General features: G+C 70.1%; 18 protein-coding genes. 6 read left to right on the top strand and 12 right to left on the bottom strand.

The features are described from left to right. Positions 1 to 8: 8 nt before the first annotated feature. Entirely contained in the window at positions 9 to 3,524 is a 3,516-nt protein-coding gene (gene smc, locus LMI96_RS02165) for a chromosome segregation protein SMC (protein ID WP_228360336.1), read from the bottom strand. Between the two features lie 181 nt (positions 3,525 to 3,705). Between smc and LMI96_RS16030 the strand changes: the two genes are divergently transcribed. The 3 genes from LMI96_RS16030 to LMI96_RS02155 all read left to right on the top strand — a co-directional run bounded on the left by LMI96_RS16030 (position 3,706) and on the right by LMI96_RS02155 (position 5,394). After that, complete coding sequence (locus LMI96_RS16030) at positions 3,706 to 3,837, top strand: hypothetical protein (protein ID WP_263317336.1); 132 nt, start codon at positions 3,706 to 3,708, stop codon at positions 3,835 to 3,837. 181 nt (positions 3,838 to 4,018) lie between these two features. After that, positions 4,019 to 4,276 carry a hypothetical protein gene (locus LMI96_RS02160; RefSeq protein WP_228360335.1) on the top strand — a complete coding sequence of 86 codons (258 nt, stop codon included), beginning with the start codon at positions 4,019 to 4,021 and terminating at the stop codon, positions 4,274 to 4,276. Positions 4,277 to 4,314: 38 nt separating this feature from the next. Beyond that, positions 4,315 to 5,394: a GNAT family N-acetyltransferase gene (locus tag LMI96_RS02155; RefSeq protein ID WP_223720950.1), complete on the top strand. Its 1,080-nt coding sequence runs from the start codon at positions 4,315 to 4,317 to the stop codon at positions 5,392 to 5,394. A 31-nt stretch (positions 5,395 to 5,425) separates the two neighbouring features. Here LMI96_RS02155 and mutM read toward each other — a convergent pair whose 3' ends face one another. From mutM to LMI96_RS02125, 6 genes are all read right to left on the bottom strand, one after another. After that, positions 5,426 to 6,340: a bifunctional DNA-formamidopyrimidine glycosylase/DNA-(apurinic or apyrimidinic site) lyase gene (gene mutM / locus LMI96_RS02150; RefSeq protein WP_228360334.1), complete on the bottom strand. Its 915-nt coding sequence runs from the start codon at positions 6,338 to 6,340 to the stop codon at positions 5,426 to 5,428. Between the two features lie 3 nt (positions 6,341 to 6,343). Further along, on the bottom strand, positions 6,344 to 7,036 hold the full coding sequence (gene rnc / locus LMI96_RS02145) for a ribonuclease III (protein WP_228360333.1): 693 nt from the start codon (positions 7,034 to 7,036) through the stop codon (positions 6,344 to 6,346). A 10-nt stretch (positions 7,037 to 7,046) separates the two neighbouring features. After that, positions 7,047 to 7,256 (bottom strand): 50S ribosomal protein L32, encoded by a 210-nt coding sequence (gene rpmF, locus LMI96_RS02140; protein ID WP_141894301.1) that lies wholly within the window; start codon positions 7,254 to 7,256, stop codon positions 7,047 to 7,049. Positions 7,257 to 7,269: 13 nt separating this feature from the next. Continuing rightward, on the bottom strand, positions 7,270 to 7,767 hold the full coding sequence (locus LMI96_RS02135) for a DUF177 domain-containing protein (RefSeq protein WP_223721615.1): 498 nt from the start codon (positions 7,765 to 7,767) through the stop codon (positions 7,270 to 7,272). Between the two features lie 145 nt (positions 7,768 to 7,912). Further along, the gene (gene coaD / locus LMI96_RS02130; protein ID WP_223720946.1) at positions 7,913 to 8,413 is read right to left on the bottom strand and encodes a pantetheine-phosphate adenylyltransferase; all 501 of its coding nucleotides are present in this window, start codon (positions 8,411 to 8,413) and stop codon (positions 7,913 to 7,915) included. 41 nt (positions 8,414 to 8,454) lie between these two features. After that, positions 8,455 to 10,641: an ATP-dependent DNA helicase RecG gene (locus LMI96_RS02125; RefSeq protein ID WP_223720945.1), complete on the bottom strand. Its 2,187-nt coding sequence runs from the start codon at positions 10,639 to 10,641 to the stop codon at positions 8,455 to 8,457. Positions 10,642 to 10,709: 68 nt separating this feature from the next. Between LMI96_RS02125 and LMI96_RS02120 the strand changes: the two genes are divergently transcribed. After that, the gene (locus LMI96_RS02120; RefSeq protein WP_223720944.1) at positions 10,710 to 11,294 is read left to right on the top strand and encodes a 1-acyl-sn-glycerol-3-phosphate acyltransferase; all 585 of its coding nucleotides are present in this window, start codon (positions 10,710 to 10,712) and stop codon (positions 11,292 to 11,294) included. A 53-nt stretch (positions 11,295 to 11,347) separates the two neighbouring features. Beyond that, the gene (gene rsmD, locus LMI96_RS02115) at positions 11,348 to 11,956 is read left to right on the top strand and encodes a 16S rRNA (guanine(966)-N(2))-methyltransferase RsmD (protein ID WP_228360332.1); all 609 of its coding nucleotides are present in this window, start codon (positions 11,348 to 11,350) and stop codon (positions 11,954 to 11,956) included. Here the strand turns inward: rsmD and thiL are convergent. Then, complete coding sequence (thiL, locus tag LMI96_RS02110; RefSeq protein ID WP_228360331.1) at positions 11,926 to 12,915, bottom strand: thiamine-phosphate kinase; 990 nt, start codon at positions 12,913 to 12,915, stop codon at positions 11,926 to 11,928. The genes rsmD and thiL overlap by 31 nt on opposite strands. Before the next feature lie 23 nt (positions 12,916 to 12,938). On the opposite strand from thiL, the gene LMI96_RS02105 reads away from it, so the two are divergent. Then, a complete protein-coding gene (locus LMI96_RS02105; RefSeq protein WP_223720941.1) occupies positions 12,939 to 13,406 on the top strand; it encodes a DUF3515 family protein in 468 nt (155 codons plus the stop codon). 13 nt (positions 13,407 to 13,419) lie between these two features. Here LMI96_RS02105 and LMI96_RS02100 read toward each other — a convergent pair whose 3' ends face one another. From LMI96_RS02100 to murA, 4 genes are read right to left on the bottom strand one after another with little or no spacing between them, the layout of a single operon-like run. Further along, positions 13,420 to 14,499, bottom strand: a complete 1,080-nt coding sequence (locus LMI96_RS02100; RefSeq protein WP_228360330.1) for a D-alanine--D-alanine ligase family protein — start codon at positions 14,497 to 14,499, stop codon at positions 13,420 to 13,422. Beyond that, a complete protein-coding gene (locus LMI96_RS02095) occupies positions 14,399 to 15,535 on the bottom strand; it encodes an NAD(P)H-dependent glycerol-3-phosphate dehydrogenase (protein WP_228360329.1) in 1,137 nt (378 codons plus the stop codon). The genes LMI96_RS02100 and LMI96_RS02095 overlap by 101 nt, the downstream gene beginning before the upstream one ends. Continuing rightward, a complete protein-coding gene (locus LMI96_RS02090; RefSeq protein WP_228360328.1) occupies positions 15,532 to 16,317 on the bottom strand; it encodes a 1-acyl-sn-glycerol-3-phosphate acyltransferase in 786 nt (261 codons plus the stop codon). The genes LMI96_RS02095 and LMI96_RS02090 overlap by 4 nt, the downstream gene beginning before the upstream one ends. Continuing rightward, on the bottom strand, positions 16,317 to 17,678 hold the full coding sequence (gene murA, locus LMI96_RS02085; protein ID WP_228360327.1) for a UDP-N-acetylglucosamine 1-carboxyvinyltransferase: 1,362 nt from the start codon (positions 17,676 to 17,678) through the stop codon (positions 16,317 to 16,319). Before murA ends, LMI96_RS02090 begins: the two co-directional genes overlap by 1 nt. Between the last annotated feature and the right edge of the window lie 2 nt (positions 17,679 to 17,680).

Raw genomic sequence — 17,680 nt, 5'->3', positions numbered from 1 at the left:
GGCGGCGATCATGCGGTTTCCCGCTCGCGTTCACGCACGCGCTGTCCGACGACCGCCGAGACGCCGTCCTGACGCATCGAGACGCCGTAGAGCGCGTCGGCGATCTCCATGGTGCGCTTCTGATGCGTGATGACGATGAGCTGGCTCGACTCGCGCAGCTGCTCGAACACGCTGAGCAGGCGCCCGAGGTTGGCATCGTCGAGCGCCGCCTCCACCTCGTCGAGGATGTAGAACGGACTCGGCCGGGCTTTGAAGATCGCCACCAGCAGCGCGACCGCCGCCAGGGATCGCTCGCCACCCGAGAGCAGCGAGAGCCGCTCGACCTTCTTGCCGACCGGACGCACCGACACCTCGATTCCGGTGGACAGCGGATCGTCCGGGTTGGTCAGCGCGATGCTGCCCGTCCCGCCCGGGAAGAGGATGGGGAATACCTCGGTGAAGGCCACCCGCGTGTCCTCGAACGCCGCCACGAAGATCGTCTGCATCCGCTCGTCGAGGTCGGCGATGATCGTCAACAGGTCGCTGCGGGTCTGGGTGAGGTCGGCCAGCTGCTCGGTGAGGAACGTGTGGCGCTGCTCGAGCGCGGCGAACTCCTCGAGCGCGAGCGGATTCACCCGGCCGAGCTGTCCGAGTGTGCGTTCCGCGTCCTGCAGACGACGTTTCTGCTCCGCGCGATCATACGGACGCGTCTGAGGTTCGTCGGAGTCGTCCGCCGCGGCGTCGGGGATCCCCTGATCCGGACCGTATTCCGAAACGAGAATATCTTCGCTCAGGCCGAGTTCGCTCTGGACGCGTTCGAGGAGCGACGTGACGTGCAGGCGCTTCTCGTGGATGCGGAGCTCGAGCCCGTGCACGCTCTCGGTCAGCCCGCTCAACCGCTCTCGGAGCGCACTCTCCTCCCGGCGCGCGTCGGCGAGCTCAGCGGTCACCGCCGTCCGGGCGGACTCCGCGGTCGCGAGCTCGACGCGTGCCTGCGCCACCGAGCGATCGACCGAGTCGAGAAGCGCAGGGAGCTGCGCGGCGACGGATGCGGCGATGTCGCGCTGACGACGACGGAGCACCGCCCGACGGGCGGCCTCTTCTGCGGCGGCCCGTTCGCGCTCGCGCTGCCGTTCGAGCGCGGCCACACGGGCCTCACCGGCACGGATGCGTTCGCGCAGCGTCTCGACGTCGAGCCGGGAGCGCATCTCGCGGTCGCGCGCCTCTTCCAGCGCGGCCAGCATCCCGTCGCGGGCAGAGACGTCGAGCATCGGCCGCGGGGCCTCCTGCGCCGACCTGAGTCGGTCCTGCGCGACGCGGGCCGAATCCTCCGCCTCGGCGACGGCTGCTTCGACCTGACGAAGCGTCGCCGTAAGCCGTTCGCACTCCGCGACGGCGGCCTCGTGCCGGACCGTCGCGCGATTGACCTTCTCCGCGTGCGCCGCGAGCGCCGCGTCGTGCTCGCGAAGGTCCGTGAGCGCCGATTTCGTGTGCGCACGGGCGGCGGCCAGATCCTGGGAACGGTCGGTCAGCGCTTCTCGGAGGGAGTCGGCGATGACCGTGATCTCGGCGAGTCGTTCGGCGGCGGTGTCGCGCTCGGCGGCGAGTTCCAAACGAGAGCGGCCCTGGCCCGTCCCGGCGCGAACCGTGAACCGGGTCACGACCTCACCCGCGCTGGTCACGATCGTCAGGTCGCTCTCGTGCTCTGCGACCAGGTCGAGCGCCGTCGACAGGTCGCTCGCGATCACCACCCGCGACAGCAGCCCGAGCACGCCCGCCGGTGCCGTGACGACATCGCGTGCCGCGACGATCCCCGGAGCTTCGGGCAGCACGGGCGGCTCGGCGGACGTCTCTGCGACGACGATGTCGACGACTCCGTACTCACCCGACCGCGCGGTGCCCGCCGCGGTCACTGCGTCGGCGCGCGTGTCGACCAGCACACCCTCGGCGACGGCCCCGAGGGCCGCCGCGATCGCGGCCTCGTATCCCGAGGCCACCTGGACCGAATCCCCGACGAGACCCCGGATGCCGGAGCCTCCGCCCGCGATGAGCTCCGATGCTCCCGTCCGCACGTCGAGCGCCCGGCCGAGGGTCGCTACCTGGGCCGTCAGCGCGTCCTGCTCCCGCTCGGCAGCGTGCAGTCGCTCGCGGATGCCGGCGACATCCGTCTCCGCTTCGCTCGCACGGCGCTGCGCTTGCTCGTACGCCGCGGCATGCTCCGCAGACGACTCCTCCGGCACGAGGTCGGGGTTCACTCCGGCGAGCTCGTGCGCGGCATCGTCTCGGCGCGCGATGGCGGCGTCGAGGGCCTTCTGCTGTCGCTCGACCGCCGCGCGAACCGCCGCGAGGGCGGATTCCGCCGCGTCCGCGGATCCGCGGAGGGCGGTCAACCGCATGTCGTGCTGCGAGACCAGCGCGCTCTGCTCGGCGATGTCGACGTCGAGTGCGTCCAGTTCCGCGCGGGCGCGAGTCACGTCGCGTCCAGCGGCGACCGCGGCATCCTGCGCCGCACCGACGCCCGCGGAGATCTCATCGAGTTCCGCGCGGGCCTCGTCGATCGCCGCCTGCGACACGGTGGGTGCGGTCACGAGCGCATCGTCGCCGTCGGCGAGGAGCGCGAGGCGTTGGCCGGCCAGCGTGTACAGCCCGCGCAACCGCTCCTGCACCCGCTCGAGACCGAACGTGACGCTGCGCGCCCCGTCGACGGCGGCGGAGCGCTCCTGGGTCTCGAGAGTCACCACGCGGGCGCGCACATTCTCCGAGCGGTCCTGCAGCAGGGTGCGCTCAGCACGCCGCTCCTGCTCGTTGCGCGAGTAGCCGGCGAGTTCCGCACGGAGCGCCACCAGCTCATCGGCCAGCAGACGTGCCTTCGCGTCCCGCACGACGGCCGCGATCGTCGCGGCCTCGCGCGCGACTTCGGCCTGTCGACCCAGGGGCTTCAGCTGGCGGCGCAGTTCACCGGCCAGATCGCTCAGCCGCGTCAGGTTGGCTTCCATCGCCTCGAGTTTGCGAAGCGTCTTCTCCTTGCGGCGACGGTGCTTGAGGATTCCCGCGGCTTCCTCGATGAACCCGCGCCGGTCTTCCGGACTCGCCTGCAGCACGGTGTCCAGGCGCCCCTGCCCGACGATGACGTGCATCTCGCGCCCGAGCCCCGAGTCGCTGAGCAGCTCTTGCACGTCGAGCAGACGACAGGACTGGCCGTTGATCGCGTACTCGCTCGCGCCGTTGCGGAACAGGGTTCGGCTGATGGTGACTTCGGCGTACTCGATTGGAAGGGCGCCGTCGGCATTGTCGATCGTCAGTTGCACTTCGGCGCGGCCTAAGGGCCCCCGGGTCGAGGTGCCCGCGAAGATGACGTCTTCCATCTTGCCGCCGCGGAGAGTTTTGGCGCCCTGCTCGCCCATGACCCAGGCGAGGGCATCGACGACATTCGACTTACCTGATCCGTTCGGGCCGACGATCGCCGTCACTCCCGGTTCGAGAGCGAACGTCGTCGGCTGCGCGAACGACTTGAACCCTTTGAGCGTCAGGCTCTTCAGGTGCATGGTTGTCCTCCGACGTCGAATCCTGTTCACGCTACCGGAGCGGGCCGAGGACAGCCGGATGCCACGCCCCGACCCGCGCTCGGACCGCCGGCGACGCGCCGCGACACGCCCGGGATGTTGACAGTGTTCTCCCAGCCCCGCTACTGTCCAATCCGTAACCGATGTCGAAAAGGAGGTCATCATGATGATTCACACATCCCCCGCAGAAGCGCCGTTCAGCCGCGCCGCCGGAATGACCTCCGCCCTCGGTGACGTCCGGAACCGCACCCGTCTCGGGGCGTTCCAGAACAGCCGCACGCACACCGCCGGCTAACTCCGCGCAGGAGACGACTCTGCCCGCATCCGGGCCTCGCTGTCGGCTTCGTGCGCCTCGGTTCCGCGCTGTCTCTCGGCGCCCCGCCGATCCGCGCCTCGCTTCTTCGCGTGCCGCCCGTCGCGCATGCCCGGCATCGCGCCCCGCCCCACTTCCTGCTCTCTTTCCACGAAGGACCATCATGAACACCCTGCACGACCGCGTCGTCAGCTCGGCACCCGCCGAGGCGACGCATCCGCCCATGCCGCTCGGACGGACGACTCTCATCGACCGCACCGCCATGCGGCTCGGAATGTGGCTGCTCCTCTGGGGCCGCCACCGCTCCCAGCGTCGCGGCGCTGCCGACGACGTATACGCGCGGATGCGGCTTGCCGCTGACACCCGCGCCGAACACGACCGCGCTCTGGCGCACTTCGTGTTCGACCGACCGATCCGATGACCCGCGGCACCGCCGCATCCGCACCTGGAGGTGCCCGCATGTCCCCTCTGTCCACCCTCGAGATCCGCCCGGTGCATGCACCGGAATCCGTCGACGCCGACGGTGCGGAGGACTTCCTCCGCACCGTCGAGGTGCGCAATCGCGTGTACCGGGAGATCTCGGGCCACGATGACAGTGCCGCGCTGCCCGGCGAGCTCCTGCCCTTCTACCACGAGAGCGCGAGCGAGCGGCGCTACCTCTGGCTCGTGCTCGACGACGGACGTCCGGTCGGGCGGGTCGGTCTCAACGTCCCGCTCGAGCCGGGGTCGCGAACGGCGTACGCGCTGATCGAACTCCTGCGCGAAGCGTGGGGGCGCGGCATCGGTACGGCCGCCCACGCGCGCGTCGAGCAGGTAGCCCGCGACGAGGGGCGCACGATCCTCCAGACCTGGGTCGAGCACACCGCCGCCGAGGGCGAACACTTGGCTCCGCCGACCGGATACGGTTCGGTGCCCCGTGACCACGCCGCGCGCTTCCTGCTCCGGCACGGATACACCCTGGAACAGGTCGTCCGCATGAGCGTGTACGACCTGTTCGGGTCACGCGACGCGCTCGAGTCGCACGCCGAACGGGCGCGGGCGGCCGCATCCGATTACCGCGTGGTGCAGTGGGAGCTGCCCACGCCGGAGGAGTACGTCGACGGCTTCGCATGGATGAAGTCGCGCATGTCGACGGACGCCCCCTCCGCGGGGCTCGAATCCGACGAGGAGGCCTGGGACGCCGCGCGCCTCCGCGAACATGACGCGCACTACCTCGACGGCGGACAGCGGATGCTGGTGACGGCCGCGCAGCACATCGAAACCGGGGAGCTCTGCGCGTTCAACGAACTCGTGATCGGTGCGGACCCGACCCGTGCCACCAACCAGGAGGACACCCTCGTGCTGTCGACGCACCGTGGCCACCGGCTCGGGCTGCTGGTGAAGGCCGAGGGACTCCTCGCCTGGCGCGACATCGCGCCCGAGTCACCTCGCGTCATCACCTACAACGCCGAAGAGAACCGGCCGATGCTCGACATCAACGAGGCGCTGGGGTTCGTTCCCCGTACATACGAAGGAGCGTGGAAGAAGGTGCTCGAGTGACGGAATCCGCCCGCGCGTCCGCGACGGCGGCTCAGCCCGCGACCGCGGTGAGACGCTGGCACCGCGGACAGTAGTGGCTCGAGCGGTTCATGAATCCGACGCGCACGATCGGGCGACCGCAGCGCGGGCACGGCTGTCCGGTACGGCCGTAGGCGTTGAGCGAGTGGGCGAAGTACCCGGCCTGCCCGTTCACGTTCACGTACTGCGCGTCGAAGCTCGTTCCGCCCTCCGCGAGCGCCTTCTCGAGCACGACGCGCACCTCACCGAGCACACGCGTGACGGCGCGGGACGAGAGCGCCAGAGCGGGAGTCTCGGGGTGGATGCGGGCCGCCCAGAGTGCCTCGTCGGCGTAGATGTTGCCGATTCCGCTCGTCACGGTCTGATCGAGCAGCACGCGTTTGATCGCCGACGCCTTCCGCGCCAGCGCCGCACGGAAGGCCGCATCTGAAAACGCGGGGTCGAGCGGATCACGCGCGATGTGCTGCACCTGCGACGGGACGGCGGGGCGGTCGCTCCCCCGCCCACCCGGCCGCCCATCGGGCGTGGCGACGAGGGCGTCGATGGCGAGCGACCCGAACGTGCGCTGGTCGGCGAACACGACACTGAGCTCACCGTGGTGCGGGTGCTCGACCGCCAGCCTGATCCGCTCGTGCCGCTCCCGCGGCGCCCCGGGCGCACGCAGGAGCAGTTGCCCGCTCATGCCGAGGTGGGCGACGAGGGCCTCGTCGACCCCGCCGTGCTCGTCCAGCGGCAGCCACAGGAACTTGCCGCGTCGCGCCGCGGAACGGATGCGGCGGCCCACCAGGCGAGCCTCGAACTCCGCCCCCGTACCGAGATGCCGCGTCAGCGCGCGTTCGTCGAGCACATCGACGGCGCGAACCGTCGCACCGCTGACGGCCGGTTCCAAGCCCGCCCGTACGACCTCGACCTCGGGAAGTTCGGGCATCGCTCAGTCGCGGCCGCTGAGCACGTTCCACGCACGAAGCGCGGCCGCCATCTCGGCGTGCTTCTTGCTGGTGCCCGTTCCCGGTTCGACGATCGAGTCCACCGTCACGGTCGCCGTGAAGACGCGCGCGTGGTCGGGACCGGTCGCTTCGACCCGGTACACGGGCGCGGCGAACCCGCGCGCCGCCGCGAGTTCCTGCAGGCTCGTCTTCGGATCCACGGCAGCGCCGTAGCGATCGGGATCGGCCAGCAGGGGCTCGACGAGTCGGAGCACGAGCGAGGTCGCCGCATCCGGGCCCTTCGACAGGTAGGTGGCGCCGATGATGGCCTCAGTGGTGTCGGCCAGGATCGAGTCTTTGTCGTCACCCCCGGTGAGCTGCTCACCGCGCCCGAGGAGGATGAATCGACCGAGCCCGAGGGAACGGGCGACCTCCGCGAGCGCCACCGTCGAGACCACGCTGGCACGACGTTTCGCCAGGGCACCCTCGTCGAGCTCGGGATGCGCGGTGTACAGCCGCACGGTGACGGCCTGACCCAGCACGGAGTCGCCCAGGAACTCGAGGCGCTCGTTGTGCGGGATCTGACCGTGCTCGTACGCATACGAGCGGTGCGTCAGAGCGAGTGCGAGAAGCTCGGGATCGATATCGACCCCGAGCTTCTCGGAAAGTGCGGACACATCCGCAGTGACGTCAGTCACGTGGTACCGATCAGACGTCGGCGACCTTGCGGCCCTTGTACTCCAGGAACAGCTCGGTGCCCTGCGAGTCGGTGACGACCTTCGCCTGGTGCGGACGGCTGTACACCGTCTTGCCGTTCTCTACGGTCTTGACGAGCGTGGTGGGAGTCGCCTTCCACTGCGCGCGACGCGAACGGGTGTTCGAGCGCGAAACTTTGCGCTTCGGGGGGTTACCTGCCATGGTCTTCTCTTTCCTACGAGGTCTGTGTGCTCTGTCCGGACCCGCCCGGCTCGGTGTTCTGATCCGAGGCCAGGTCCGCAAGCGCTGCCCAGCGAGGATCGAGGGCTTTGCGCGGCTCCGTGTCAGCGTGCTCTGCCAGACGTTCGCCCGTCTCGGGGTCGAGACCTGGGCAGTCCGGCCGGCACACTGGCTGGAACGGAAGCGAGAGGACGATAGCATCCCTGACCAGATTTTCAAGATCCACGTGGTCGTCTTGAACTTCGAAATCAGCCGCTTCTTCTCCAGGATACGCGAAAAGCTCCTGGAACTCGACTTCGACCGGCAGGGCGATGTCGATCAAGCATCGACCGCAGATTCCGGTCGCCTCCGCGGACGCCGTGCCGGAGACCAGAATGCCCTCGTGCACCGATTCGAGGCGAGCGTCGATGTCGACACTCTCCTTCTCGGCGACGGAGACGAGACCCTCGCCCCACTTGTCTGCGAGGGCGACGTCGCGAACGACTTCGCGCATCTCACCGGGTCGGCGGACGATGTCGCGCACATTGACGCTGAACGGGCCGGGACGTTGGTTTCTCACCACGCGAGTCTAGTTGGCGCGGCGCCGCAACGGGCCGTCGCTCCGGCGGGCGGCACCGCACGTGCGCCGCCTCGGCGATTCAGATGTCGCGGGCGCCGGTGTCAAGGAATCGCGCGACAACGGCCGGCACGTACGGCGATACATCGCCGCCGAGACCCGCGACCTGCCGCACGAGCGAACTCGAGACGAGCGCGTGCGACGGGTCGGGCAGGAGGAACACGGTTTCGATGCCCGCGAGATGCCGGTTGACGATCGCCATCGGCGTCTCGTAGGCCACGTCCACCTGGGATCGAATGCCCTTCACCAGTACCCCCGCGCCCACATCGACCGCGTAGTCGACGAGCAGGCCCATGCTCCACGCGGCGACCGTCAGGTGCCCCGCGTCCATGCCGTCGTCGACGATGGACTGCTCCAGGAGCGCCACGCGCTGGGCGATCGGCAGCATCGCCTCTTTGCCCGGGTTGTGCACGACGAGCACGTGCACGTGGTCGTAGAGACTCGCCGCCCGCCGGATGACGTCCAGATGACCGTGGGTCGGCGGGTCGAACGAACCGGGGACGACAGCGATCCGATTGCTCACGCGGTCAGCCTACCGGGCGCCCCCTGCGACCACTCTGCGGATCAGTTCTTCGCGAGGGCGGCGCGCTCGACCGTGTCGAGTCGGCGCTCGATGGCCCCGGCGAGCCCCGGATGCCGGCCGAGCCCCGGGTCATCGGCGAGAATCCGCTCGCCCTCCTCGCGGGCCATGGCGATGAGATCGGCATCCGTGACGACCCGGAGCAGGCGGAGCGACGAACGGACACCCGACTGGGCGTCGCCCAGAACGTTGCCCTCGCCCCGGAGTTCGAGATCGACCTCGGCGAGTTGGAACCCGTCGAGCGTGGCGGCCACCGCCTCCACGCGCGAGCGCGCGGGTGTGCGGGTGGGGGCTTCCGTGACGAGCAGGCAGAGGCCCGGCACGTCACCTCGACCGACGCGTCCGCGCAACTGGTGGAGTTGCGACACTCCGAAGCGGTCCGCATCCAGGATCACCATCGTCGACGCATTGGGAACGTCGACGCCGACCTCGATCACGGTCGTCGCGACGAGCACATCGATGTCACCCGCCGAGAACGCGCGCATGATCGCGTCTTTCTCTTCGGCCGGCATCTTGCCGTGCAGCGTCGTCACCCGGAGCGCCGCGAACAGCGGGTGCTCCGCCAGGAGCTGAGCCGCCTGAACCACGCCCCACCGGGTGCGACTGCTCTCCGGGGTGTCGAGGTCGTCGGGCGCGTTCGCCGGGTCGGGCGGATCGGACGAGTCGTCGTCGACCGGGGCGCCCGAGGGATCGATGTCGATCGCCGGGGCCACGACGAACACCTGATGCCCCTTCCGCACCTCTTCGGCGGCGCGCTCCCACACCCGTGCGAACCATCCCGGTCGCTCGGCCAACGGCGCGACGAAGGTCTCGATACCTGCGCGACCGGCGGGCATCGTGCGGATCGTCGAGACGTCGAGATCACCGAACACGGTCATGGCGACGGTGCGCGGAATGGGCGTCGCGGTAAGGACGAGCGCATGCGGACTCGTACCCTTCGCGCGAAGCGTCTCGCGCTGCTCGACACCGAACCGGTGCTGCTCGTCGACGACGACGAGGGCGAGATCGGCGAACGATGTCTTCGGGCTCAGGAGCGCGTGCGTGCCCACGACGATGAGCGACTGCCCCGATGCGACGCGGAGAGCCGCCCGGCGCCGATCGGCCGCGCCCATCTGACCCGTCAGCAGAGTCGGCATCACCTCGGGGGCGAGCTGGGGGCCCAGCATCCGGGTGATCGAACGCAGATGCTGCGCCGCGAGCACCTCGGTCGGGGCGATGAGCGCCGCCTGCCCGCCGCTCTGCGCGACCTGCAGCATGGCACGCAGCGCGACCAGCGTCTTTCCCGAACCCACCTCGCCCTGCACGAGCCGGTTCATCGGCCACTCCCCGACGAGGTCGGCAGCGATCGCCTCGCCCACCGCCACCTGGTCGGGCGTGCGCTCGAACGGGAGCGCGGCGTCGAATCGCTCGAGGAGAGATCCCGGGGGGCGCGGCGTCGCCGCCAGCGCGCGCACCGCTTCGCGCTGCTGCAGAAGAGCGGTCTGGAGCACGAGGGCCTCATGCCATCGGAGCGTGCGCACCGCGGGGGCGATGCTGTCTTCGAAGTCGGGACGGTGCATGCGCTCGAGCGCCTCACCGAAGCCGAGCAGTTGCTGCCGCTGACGGAGATCGAGCGGCAGCGGATCATCGAGCGGCGCCAGCAGATCGAGCACCGTGCGGATGAACGACGTCATCTGCCAGCTCGAGATCGTCGAGGTGGCGGGATAGATGGGGATCGGCTGCGTCGCATACGCTTGGGCGCTCATGAGCGCCTCGTCTTCGCCCGCGAACAGCTCGTAGTCGGGGTGCGCGAACTGCTTGCCCCCGCGGTACTCCCCCACCTTGCCGGAGAAGATCCCTCGGCTGCCCACCTTCAGATCTTTCATCCGCCACGCCTGGTTGAAGAACGTGAGCTTCACATCGCCGACACCATCGGTGATGACGACCTCGAGGAGCGAGCCGCGCCGACTCTGCATCGTGCGCTCGGAGACGCTCTTGATCTGCGCGACGATCGTCACCTGCTCGCCGACGGCGAGCGAGTCGATCGGTGTGAGCTCACCACGTTTCGCGTAGCGCCGCGGGTAGTGCGAGAGAAGGTCGCCGACGGTGTGCATCCGAAACGATCGCTGCAGAGCGGATGCGGTCTTCCCACCCAGGACGCCGTCCAGGCGACTGTCGAGCGTGACCGGCATCCCTGAAGTCTAGGACGCGCTCCCGACATGCGCGGAGGAGCTGGGGCGGCATCGCGTACGGTGGGGCGATGCGCCGCCTCATCGCCCGCCTGTTCTGGATGTTCAGTCGCTGGAAGCTCGTCACCGAACCCGCTCCCACCCGGCCGACGATCCTGGTCGGCGCGCCCCACACCTCGAACTGGGACTTCGTCCTCATGCTCGCGATCGCCTGGCGACTCGGCATCCCGGCGCGCTGGCTCGGGAAGAACGGCCTGTTCCGCGGATGGCGCGGGCCGATCATGCGCGCGCTCGGCGGCATCCCCGTCGACCGGAACAACCCGGCACGCGTCGTCGACGACGTCGTCGCCCGCATCCAGACCGGTGAGGTGTTCGGCCTCGTCGTGACGCCGGAAGGCACCCGATCGGGCGCCGGCTGGAAGTCGGGCTTCTACCGCATCGCTCGACAGACGGGCATGCCGGTCGTGCTCGGGTACGTCGACCGCACGACCATGTCGACGGGCCTCGGCCCGACGATCGAGATGACCGGCAACGTCGCGGGCGACATGGACCGCATCCGCGCCTTCTACGCCGACAAGGCGGGATTCCGTCCCGAGCTCCGCACCGAGCCGCGCCTCTCCGACGAGCCCACCTCGGACTCCGCCGCGCCCCTCTGAGAGACCACCCCCGCCGTCCCCGGGCTGCGCACGCGCGTCGGTAAGCTGTTCCGGTGACGCGCATCATCGCTGGAGCCGCGGGCGGCATCCGCCTCGACGTACCGGGATCGGGAACGCGCCCCACGAGCGAGCGGGTGCGCGAAGCGATGTTCGGCTCCCTCGACTCCGCCGGCGCGATCGACGACGCCCGGGTGCTCGATCTCTACGCCGGCTCCGGCGCCCTCGCGCTCGAGGCGCTCAGCCGCGGAGCCTCGACGGCGGATCTCGTCGAGCTGGGCGGCCCCGCCGCATCCGTGGCCACCCGGAACGCCGACCGCGTCGCGCGTGCGTGCGGCGACGTGACCGCGCGTGTGCACCGGGCGGCCGTGTCGGCGTATCTCACCCGCGCGGTCGGCCCGTTCGACCTGGTCTTCATCGATCCGCCGTACGACCTGACCGATGCCGACCTCGCCGCCGCCCTCGCGCTCCTGAGGCCCACGCTGTCCCCCACCGCCCTGGTCGTCGTCGAGCGCGGCAAGCGCTCGGTCGAACCGGACTGGAACGCGGCGGGCCTCGACGCGGTGCGTGCCCGCACCTACGGCGACACGACGGTCTTCTGGGCCGAGCCCCACGACGCTCCGGATGACGCCGTTCAGCCGCGCGACGAATCCCAGTCGCGGTAGGGGTCCCAGCCCGTCCGCCCCGCGTAGGGGGCTCCGTCGACGAGAACCGGGGCTTCGCCGCGCTCCCGCACGACGCCGATCGGCCGAAAGCCATCGGCCACGGATCCCGGTGGGAACGTCGCGAGGAGGGCGTGGTCTTCGCCGCCCGACAGAGCCGACGCCGCATCCGGCCCGAGGGCCGCGCTGTCGATCGCGAGGGTGACGCCCGAGGCATCCGCCATCCGGGTGGCGTCCAGCAGCAGTCCGTCCGAGACGTCCATCATCGCGGTCGCCCCGGCGCGGGCAGCCTCGGGTCCCCGGCCGAGCGGCGGATGCGGACGCAGCTGCGCCGCGACCAGGTCGCGCTCCGCGGGTGTCAGGGCCGCGTCGTCCACGCGCACCGGGGTGCCGGAGCTGTCGCGGAAGCGGTCGAAGAGGATCTGGAGTCCGCGGGCCGCGTCGCCCGCAGCACCCGCCAGCGCGATCGTGTCGCCGGGCTGCGCCCCCGACCGGCGCACGGCCGGGCCGTCCAACGCACCGAGCGCGGTGACCGCCACCGTCAGCGTGTCGGAGATCGTGAGGTCGCCGCCCTCGACCGCGCATCCCGGCGCGAGCGCCTCGCAGGCGGCACGCAGGCCGTCGGCGATCGCCTCCACGAACGAGATACGGGTGTGCTCGGGCATGGCCAGCGCCACGAGAAGCGCGACCGGACGCGCACCCATCGCCGCGACATCCGCGAGGTTCACCACCGCGGACTTCCAACCCAGGTCGTAGCCCGTCGTCCAGGCGAGGCGGAAGTCGGGGCCGTGCACGAGGGAGTCGACGGTGGCCACCACACGGCCGCCGCCGAGCCCGATCACGGCCGCATCGTCGCCCGGACCGATCTCGGCGGTGCTCGGTGCGAAACGGCTCAGGATGCGGCGCAGGATTTGGCCCTCGCTGAGGTCTCCGACCGTGGGGTCTTCGGAGGGAGCGGTCATCTCTCCACGTTAGCCTGGGAGACGTGCCACGCCCGCGTCTTCGCCCCCTCCTCGCCCTCGCCGCGCTCGCTCTCGCACTCAGCGGCTGCTCGTCGACCGTGGCGCTCGAGCCCGCCGGCGACGCCAACAACCCGCTCTGCGCCGAGGTGACCGCTTACCTGCCGTCCTCGATCGCCGGGCAGGACCGCCGGTGGACCGATGCGCAGTCGACCGGCGCGTGGGGCAACCCCACCACGATCCTCATGACCTGCGGGGTGACACCCCCGGGCCCCTCGACCCTCCCGTGCCAGACGGCCGGCGGTGTCGACTGGCTGATCGACGACACCGAGGCCCCGAACTACCGCCTCACCAGCTTCGGCCGCACACCGGCCGTCGAGGTGTACCTCGACTACGACGTGGTATCCAGCGCCGACGTGCTGAACGCGCTCGGAACCCTCGTCGCGAAGCTCCCGAAGACCGGCGAGTGCACGGAGCGCCCCGGCACCGAGTGACCGGGCGCGTCCGCTATCGGGCGAGCGCCGTCTCGATCAGGTCGGAGATGAGCTCCGGGTAGGTCATCCCGGAGGCGATCCAGCACTTCGGGAACATCGAGATCGGGGTGAAGCCCGGCATGGTGTTCAACTCGTTGACGACGGGACCGTCGGCGGACAGGAAGAAGTCGACCCGCGCCAGACCCCGCCCGTCGACCGCGGCGAACGCGCGGAGCGCCATCTGCTGCAGCGAATCGATCTCCGCCTCCGTCAGGTCCGCGGGGCAGACCACGTCGACACCCTCGCCGCCGAGGTACTTGCCCTCGAAGTCGTAGAACTCGCGTGTGGTGAGCACGATCTCTCCGGGGAGCGAGGCGCGGTTCTCGGCGCCCGCGCGGCCCTCGAGCACGCCCACTTCGACCTCGCGGCCGACGATCCCCTGCTCGACGAGCACCTTGTCGTCTTCCGCGAAGGCGACGCGGAGCGCCTCATCCAGCTCGTCGACGGAGTGCACCTTCGAGACGCCGACACTGGATCCCGCACGCGCCGGCTTCACGAACCACGGGAAGGCGGCATCGCCCATCGCGGCGACGACGGATGCGGCATCCGCATCCGCGCGTCGCACGGTGATTCCCGGCGACACGGGAACGCCCGCTCCGCGCAGCGCGACCTTCATGAAGTGCTTGTCCATGCAGATGGCCGAATCGATCACTCCGGCGCCCGCGTAGGGCAGCTCGAGCGTGTCGAAGAAGCCCTGGATCGTGCCGTCCTCGCCGTGGCTGCCGTGCAGGATCGGCAGCACGACGTCGACATCGCCGAGTTCCTCGACCGAGCCGTCGGCCGTCCGCACCCGCATCCGCCGCGCTCCGGCCGCTTCCGGCCACAGCACGCGCGATCCGTTGTCGGCGACCTCGGGAAGGTGCTCGGGATCGAGCGCGAACTTGTCGGGGTCGTCGTCTTCGAGCACGAACGCGCCATCGCGCGTGACGCCCACCGGGATCACCCGGTAGCGATCACGATCGATCGCCCGCAGCACCCCGCCCGCCGTGGCGGAGCTGATCGAATGCTCGCTGGATCGACCGCCAAAGAGCACCGCCACCACCGGCTTGTCCATGCTGCGTCCTCTCCCCTTGGGGGGTGTCGTCGTCTGTTGTCAGATGGGGCGCGATCTCGCGCGGGTTCATCGTGCCGTCGAGCACGCGCTTGACCTGCTCGACGATCGGCATCTCGACGCCGCTCGCGCGAGCGAGTTGAAGGATCGGGGCGACCGAGGCCAACCCCTCCGCCGTCTGCTGCATCTGCGTGACGACGTCCTGGAACTTGTACCCCTGGCCGAGCAGGCGCCCGGCCGTGTTGTTGCGGCTGAGCGGCGATTGGCAGGTGGCGATGAGGTCGCCGAGTCCGGCCAGCCCCTGCAGCGTCTCGGGCTTCGCGCCCTGCGCCACCGCGAAGTCCGTCATCTCGACGAGCCCCCGCGTGATGATCGACGCCTTGGTGTTCTCGCCGTACCCCACGCCGTCGACGATGCCTATCGCGACCGCGATGAGGTTCTTCAATACCCCGCCGAACTCGGTGCCGATCACGTCGTCGTTCACGAACGTGCGGAAGTAGCGGTTGCGGGCGCGCCGGGCAACGGCCGCGGCGGTCTCTGCGCTGATCGACGAGATGACCGCAGCGGTCGGCTGCTCCTGGGCGATCTCGAGCGCGAGGTTCGGACCCGATGCCACCGCGATGCGTGCGGGGTCGATCCGGAGCTCCTGCTCGATGACCTGGCTCATCCGAAGCCCCGTGCGCTTCTCGACGCCCTTCATGAGCGAGACGACGGGAACGTCGCTGTCGGCGAGCAGCGCCCGGAGCACGGTGAGGTTCTCACGCAGCGACTGGCTCGGAATCGACAGATAGATCTGTTCCGCGCCTTCGATCGCGCCGGCGAGGTCGGCGGTGGCGGTCATCGACCGGGGAAGGTTGATCCCCGGCAGGTAGCGGGTGTTGCGCTTGCCGGTGTGGATCTCGTTGGCGAGCTCAGGGCGCCGCGCCCACATCTCGACCTGCGCACCGCCGTCGGCGAGCACCTTGCCGAAGGTCGTTCCCCAGCTGCCGGCACCCAGTACCGCGACCCGGGGCGGACGCACTTCCGTTCGACGACTCACGCGTCGCCGTCCCGGCCGAGGCGACCGGTCTCGGTCTGGCCGTGCGCTCCCGGGTTCCACCGCTCCGCCGGCGCGGGCAGGCCGCGGAGCCCGGACAGCAGCTCCGCGATGTGGTTCATCACGAGGGTGGTGGCTTCCTGCTGCGCGGCCGGATGCTGCGCACGGTCGGTGAAGCCGTCGAGATCAAGAGCCGGCCCGATCACGACGCGAACGCGCTTGCGGAGGGGCCAGAAGCTCAGCTTCCCGTAGCGGGGATAGATACGTTCGGCGCCCCAGTGCGCCATCGGGATGAGCGGCATCCCGCCGGCGAGAGCCAGCCGCGCCGCACCCGTCTTGCCCCGCATGGGCCACATGTCGGGGTCACGCGTGAGCGTGCCCTCCGGGTAGACGATGACGCCCGCCCTCTGCGCCGCAAGCTTCTCCGCCGTTTCGATGGCCTGCTTGGCGGCGGCGCCGCTCGTGGCGCGCGCGACCGGGATCATTCCCGTCGCCCGGAGCGCCGCCCCGAGGACGGGCACCCGGAACAGGCTCTCTTTGGCCATGAAGCGCGGGGCCCGACCGAGACGCCACACGGCAGCGGCCACGATCACCGGGTCGATCTCGCTGTAGTGGTTGGGCGCGAGCACGTAGGCGCCGTCCTCGGGAAGGTTCTCGGCGCCCTCGATCTCGATCTTCGCAATGAGTCCGACCAGCGGCACGACGATCGCCGCGAGCGGCCAGAACACGCTCGGACGCGTCTTCTCCGCCGACAGTCGGCGACGTCGGGTGGGGCCCGGGGTCATCAGCCGATGACGTCGAAATCGGCGCCGAGGGCGGTGAGCTTGTCGAGGAAGTCGGCGTAGCCGCGGCGGATGATGCCGATGTTGCGGACCGTCGATTCGCCCTCGGCCGTCAGCGCCGCGATCACGTGGCTGTACCCGCCGCGAAGGTCGGGGACCGTGATGTCGGCTGCGCGGAGCGGGGTCGGGCCAGTGATGACCGCCGCCTGCTCGAGCGAACGACGGGGCACGCGACGCGGACCCTCCTGCAGGCCGTGCGGGTAGACCGTGATGTCGGCCCCCATCTTGACGAGCGCACCGGTGAAGCCGAAGCGGTTCTCGTAAACCGTCTCGTGCACGACGGAGCGACCCTCCGCCTGCGTGAGCGCGACGATGAGGGGCTGCTGCCAGTCGGTCATGAAGCCCGGGTGCACGTCGGTCTCCACCATGACGCCGCGGAGGTCGCCGCCGCGGCGGAACATGATGCCGTCCTCGCGCACGTCGAAGTCCGCGCCGATCTTGCGGAGCACGTTGAGGAAGGTGAGCATCTCCTGCTGGCGGGCACCCGCGACGAAGATCTCACCGTCGGTCGCGATCGCGGCGCTCGCCCAGCTCGCGGCCTCGTTGCGGTCGAAGATCGCGCGGTGGTCGTAGCCCTCGAGACGCGGCACGCCCTCGATGAGGATCACGCGGTTGGGCTCGTAGGAGATGATCGCGCCCATCTTTTGCAGGACGGCGATGAGATCCATGATCTCGGGCTCGATCGCGGCGTTTCGGAGCTCCGTGATGCCCTCGGCACGCACCGCGGTGAGCAGCACCTGCTCGGTCGCCCCGACGCTCGGGTACGGCAGGTGGATGTTCGCGCCGTGCAGTCCGCGCGGCGCCGACAGCCGGATGCCGCTCGGCAGCTTCTCTACGACCGCGCCGAACTTGCGGAGCGCATCGAGGTGGAAGTCGATCGGACGGTCGCCGATGCGGCATCCGCCGAGGTCGGGGATGAACGCCTGACCCAGCCGGTGCAGCAGCGGACCGCAGAACAGGATCGGGATGCGGGACGCCCCGGCGTGCGCGTCGATCTCTTCGAAGTGCGCACTTTCGACGTCGCTCGGGTCGAGCACGAGCGTGCCGCGCTCGGTCTCGTCGACGCGCACGCCGTGCACCTCGAGGAGCGAACGGACCACGGCCACGTCGCTGATCTCGGGCACGTCGCGCAGCGTGCTGGGGCTCTCGCCGAGCAGCGCCGCCACCATTGCCTTCGTCACGAGGTTCTTGGCACCGAGCACCTGCACGGTGCCCCGCAGCGGTCGACCGCCGCGGATCGCCAGAATCTCGCCCGCTTCGCCCTTCCGGCCGCCAGTTGTCGCGGTGTCGCCGAGCAGTGTCATAT

Origin of the sequence: Microbacterium sp. cx-59, assembly GCF_020805625.1 — a bacterium.
GTDB lineage: Bacteria > Actinomycetota > Actinomycetes > Actinomycetales > Microbacteriaceae > Microbacterium.
The sequence above is the reverse complement of the archived record's forward strand: the minus strand, read 5'-3'. Positions and strand labels throughout refer to the sequence as shown.

What these genes read in the sequence shown, in the direction of transcription:
- murA (WP_228360327.1), bottom strand. Translation starts at nt 17,678, where the DNA reads ATGACACTGCTCGGCGACACCGCGACAACTGGCGGCCGGAAGGGCGAA.
- mutM (WP_228360334.1), bottom strand. Translation starts at nt 6,340, where the DNA reads ATGCCCGAACTTCCCGAGGTCGAGGTCGTACGGGCGGGCTTGGAACCG.
- thiL (WP_228360331.1), bottom strand. Translation starts at nt 12,915, where the DNA reads ATGACCGCTCCCTCCGAAGACCCCACGGTCGGAGACCTCAGCGAGGGC.
- LMI96_RS02160 (WP_228360335.1), top strand. Translation starts at nt 4,019, where the DNA reads ATGAACACCCTGCACGACCGCGTCGTCAGCTCGGCACCCGCCGAGGCG.
- rpmF (WP_141894301.1), bottom strand. Translation starts at nt 7,256, where the DNA reads ATGGCAGGTAACCCCCCGAAGCGCAAAGTTTCGCGCTCGAACACCCGT.
- LMI96_RS02155 (WP_223720950.1), top strand. Translation starts at nt 4,315, where the DNA reads ATGTCCCCTCTGTCCACCCTCGAGATCCGCCCGGTGCATGCACCGGAA.
- LMI96_RS16030 (WP_263317336.1), top strand. Translation starts at nt 3,706, where the DNA reads ATGATGATTCACACATCCCCCGCAGAAGCGCCGTTCAGCCGCGCCGCC.
- LMI96_RS02090 (WP_228360328.1), bottom strand. Translation starts at nt 16,317, where the DNA reads ATGACCCCGGGCCCCACCCGACGTCGCCGACTGTCGGCGGAGAAGACG.
- smc (WP_228360336.1), bottom strand. Translation starts at nt 3,524, where the DNA reads ATGCACCTGAAGAGCCTGACGCTCAAAGGGTTCAAGTCGTTCGCGCAG.
- LMI96_RS02100 (WP_228360330.1), bottom strand. Translation starts at nt 14,499, where the DNA reads ATGGACAAGCCGGTGGTGGCGGTGCTCTTTGGCGGTCGATCCAGCGAG.
- LMI96_RS02125 (WP_223720945.1), bottom strand. Translation starts at nt 10,641, where the DNA reads ATGCCGGTCACGCTCGACAGTCGCCTGGACGGCGTCCTGGGTGGGAAG.
- LMI96_RS02135 (WP_223721615.1), bottom strand. Translation starts at nt 7,767, where the DNA reads ATGCGCGAAGTCGTTCGCGACGTCGCCCTCGCAGACAAGTGGGGCGAG.
- LMI96_RS02120 (WP_223720944.1), top strand. Translation starts at nt 10,710, where the DNA reads ATGCGCCGCCTCATCGCCCGCCTGTTCTGGATGTTCAGTCGCTGGAAG.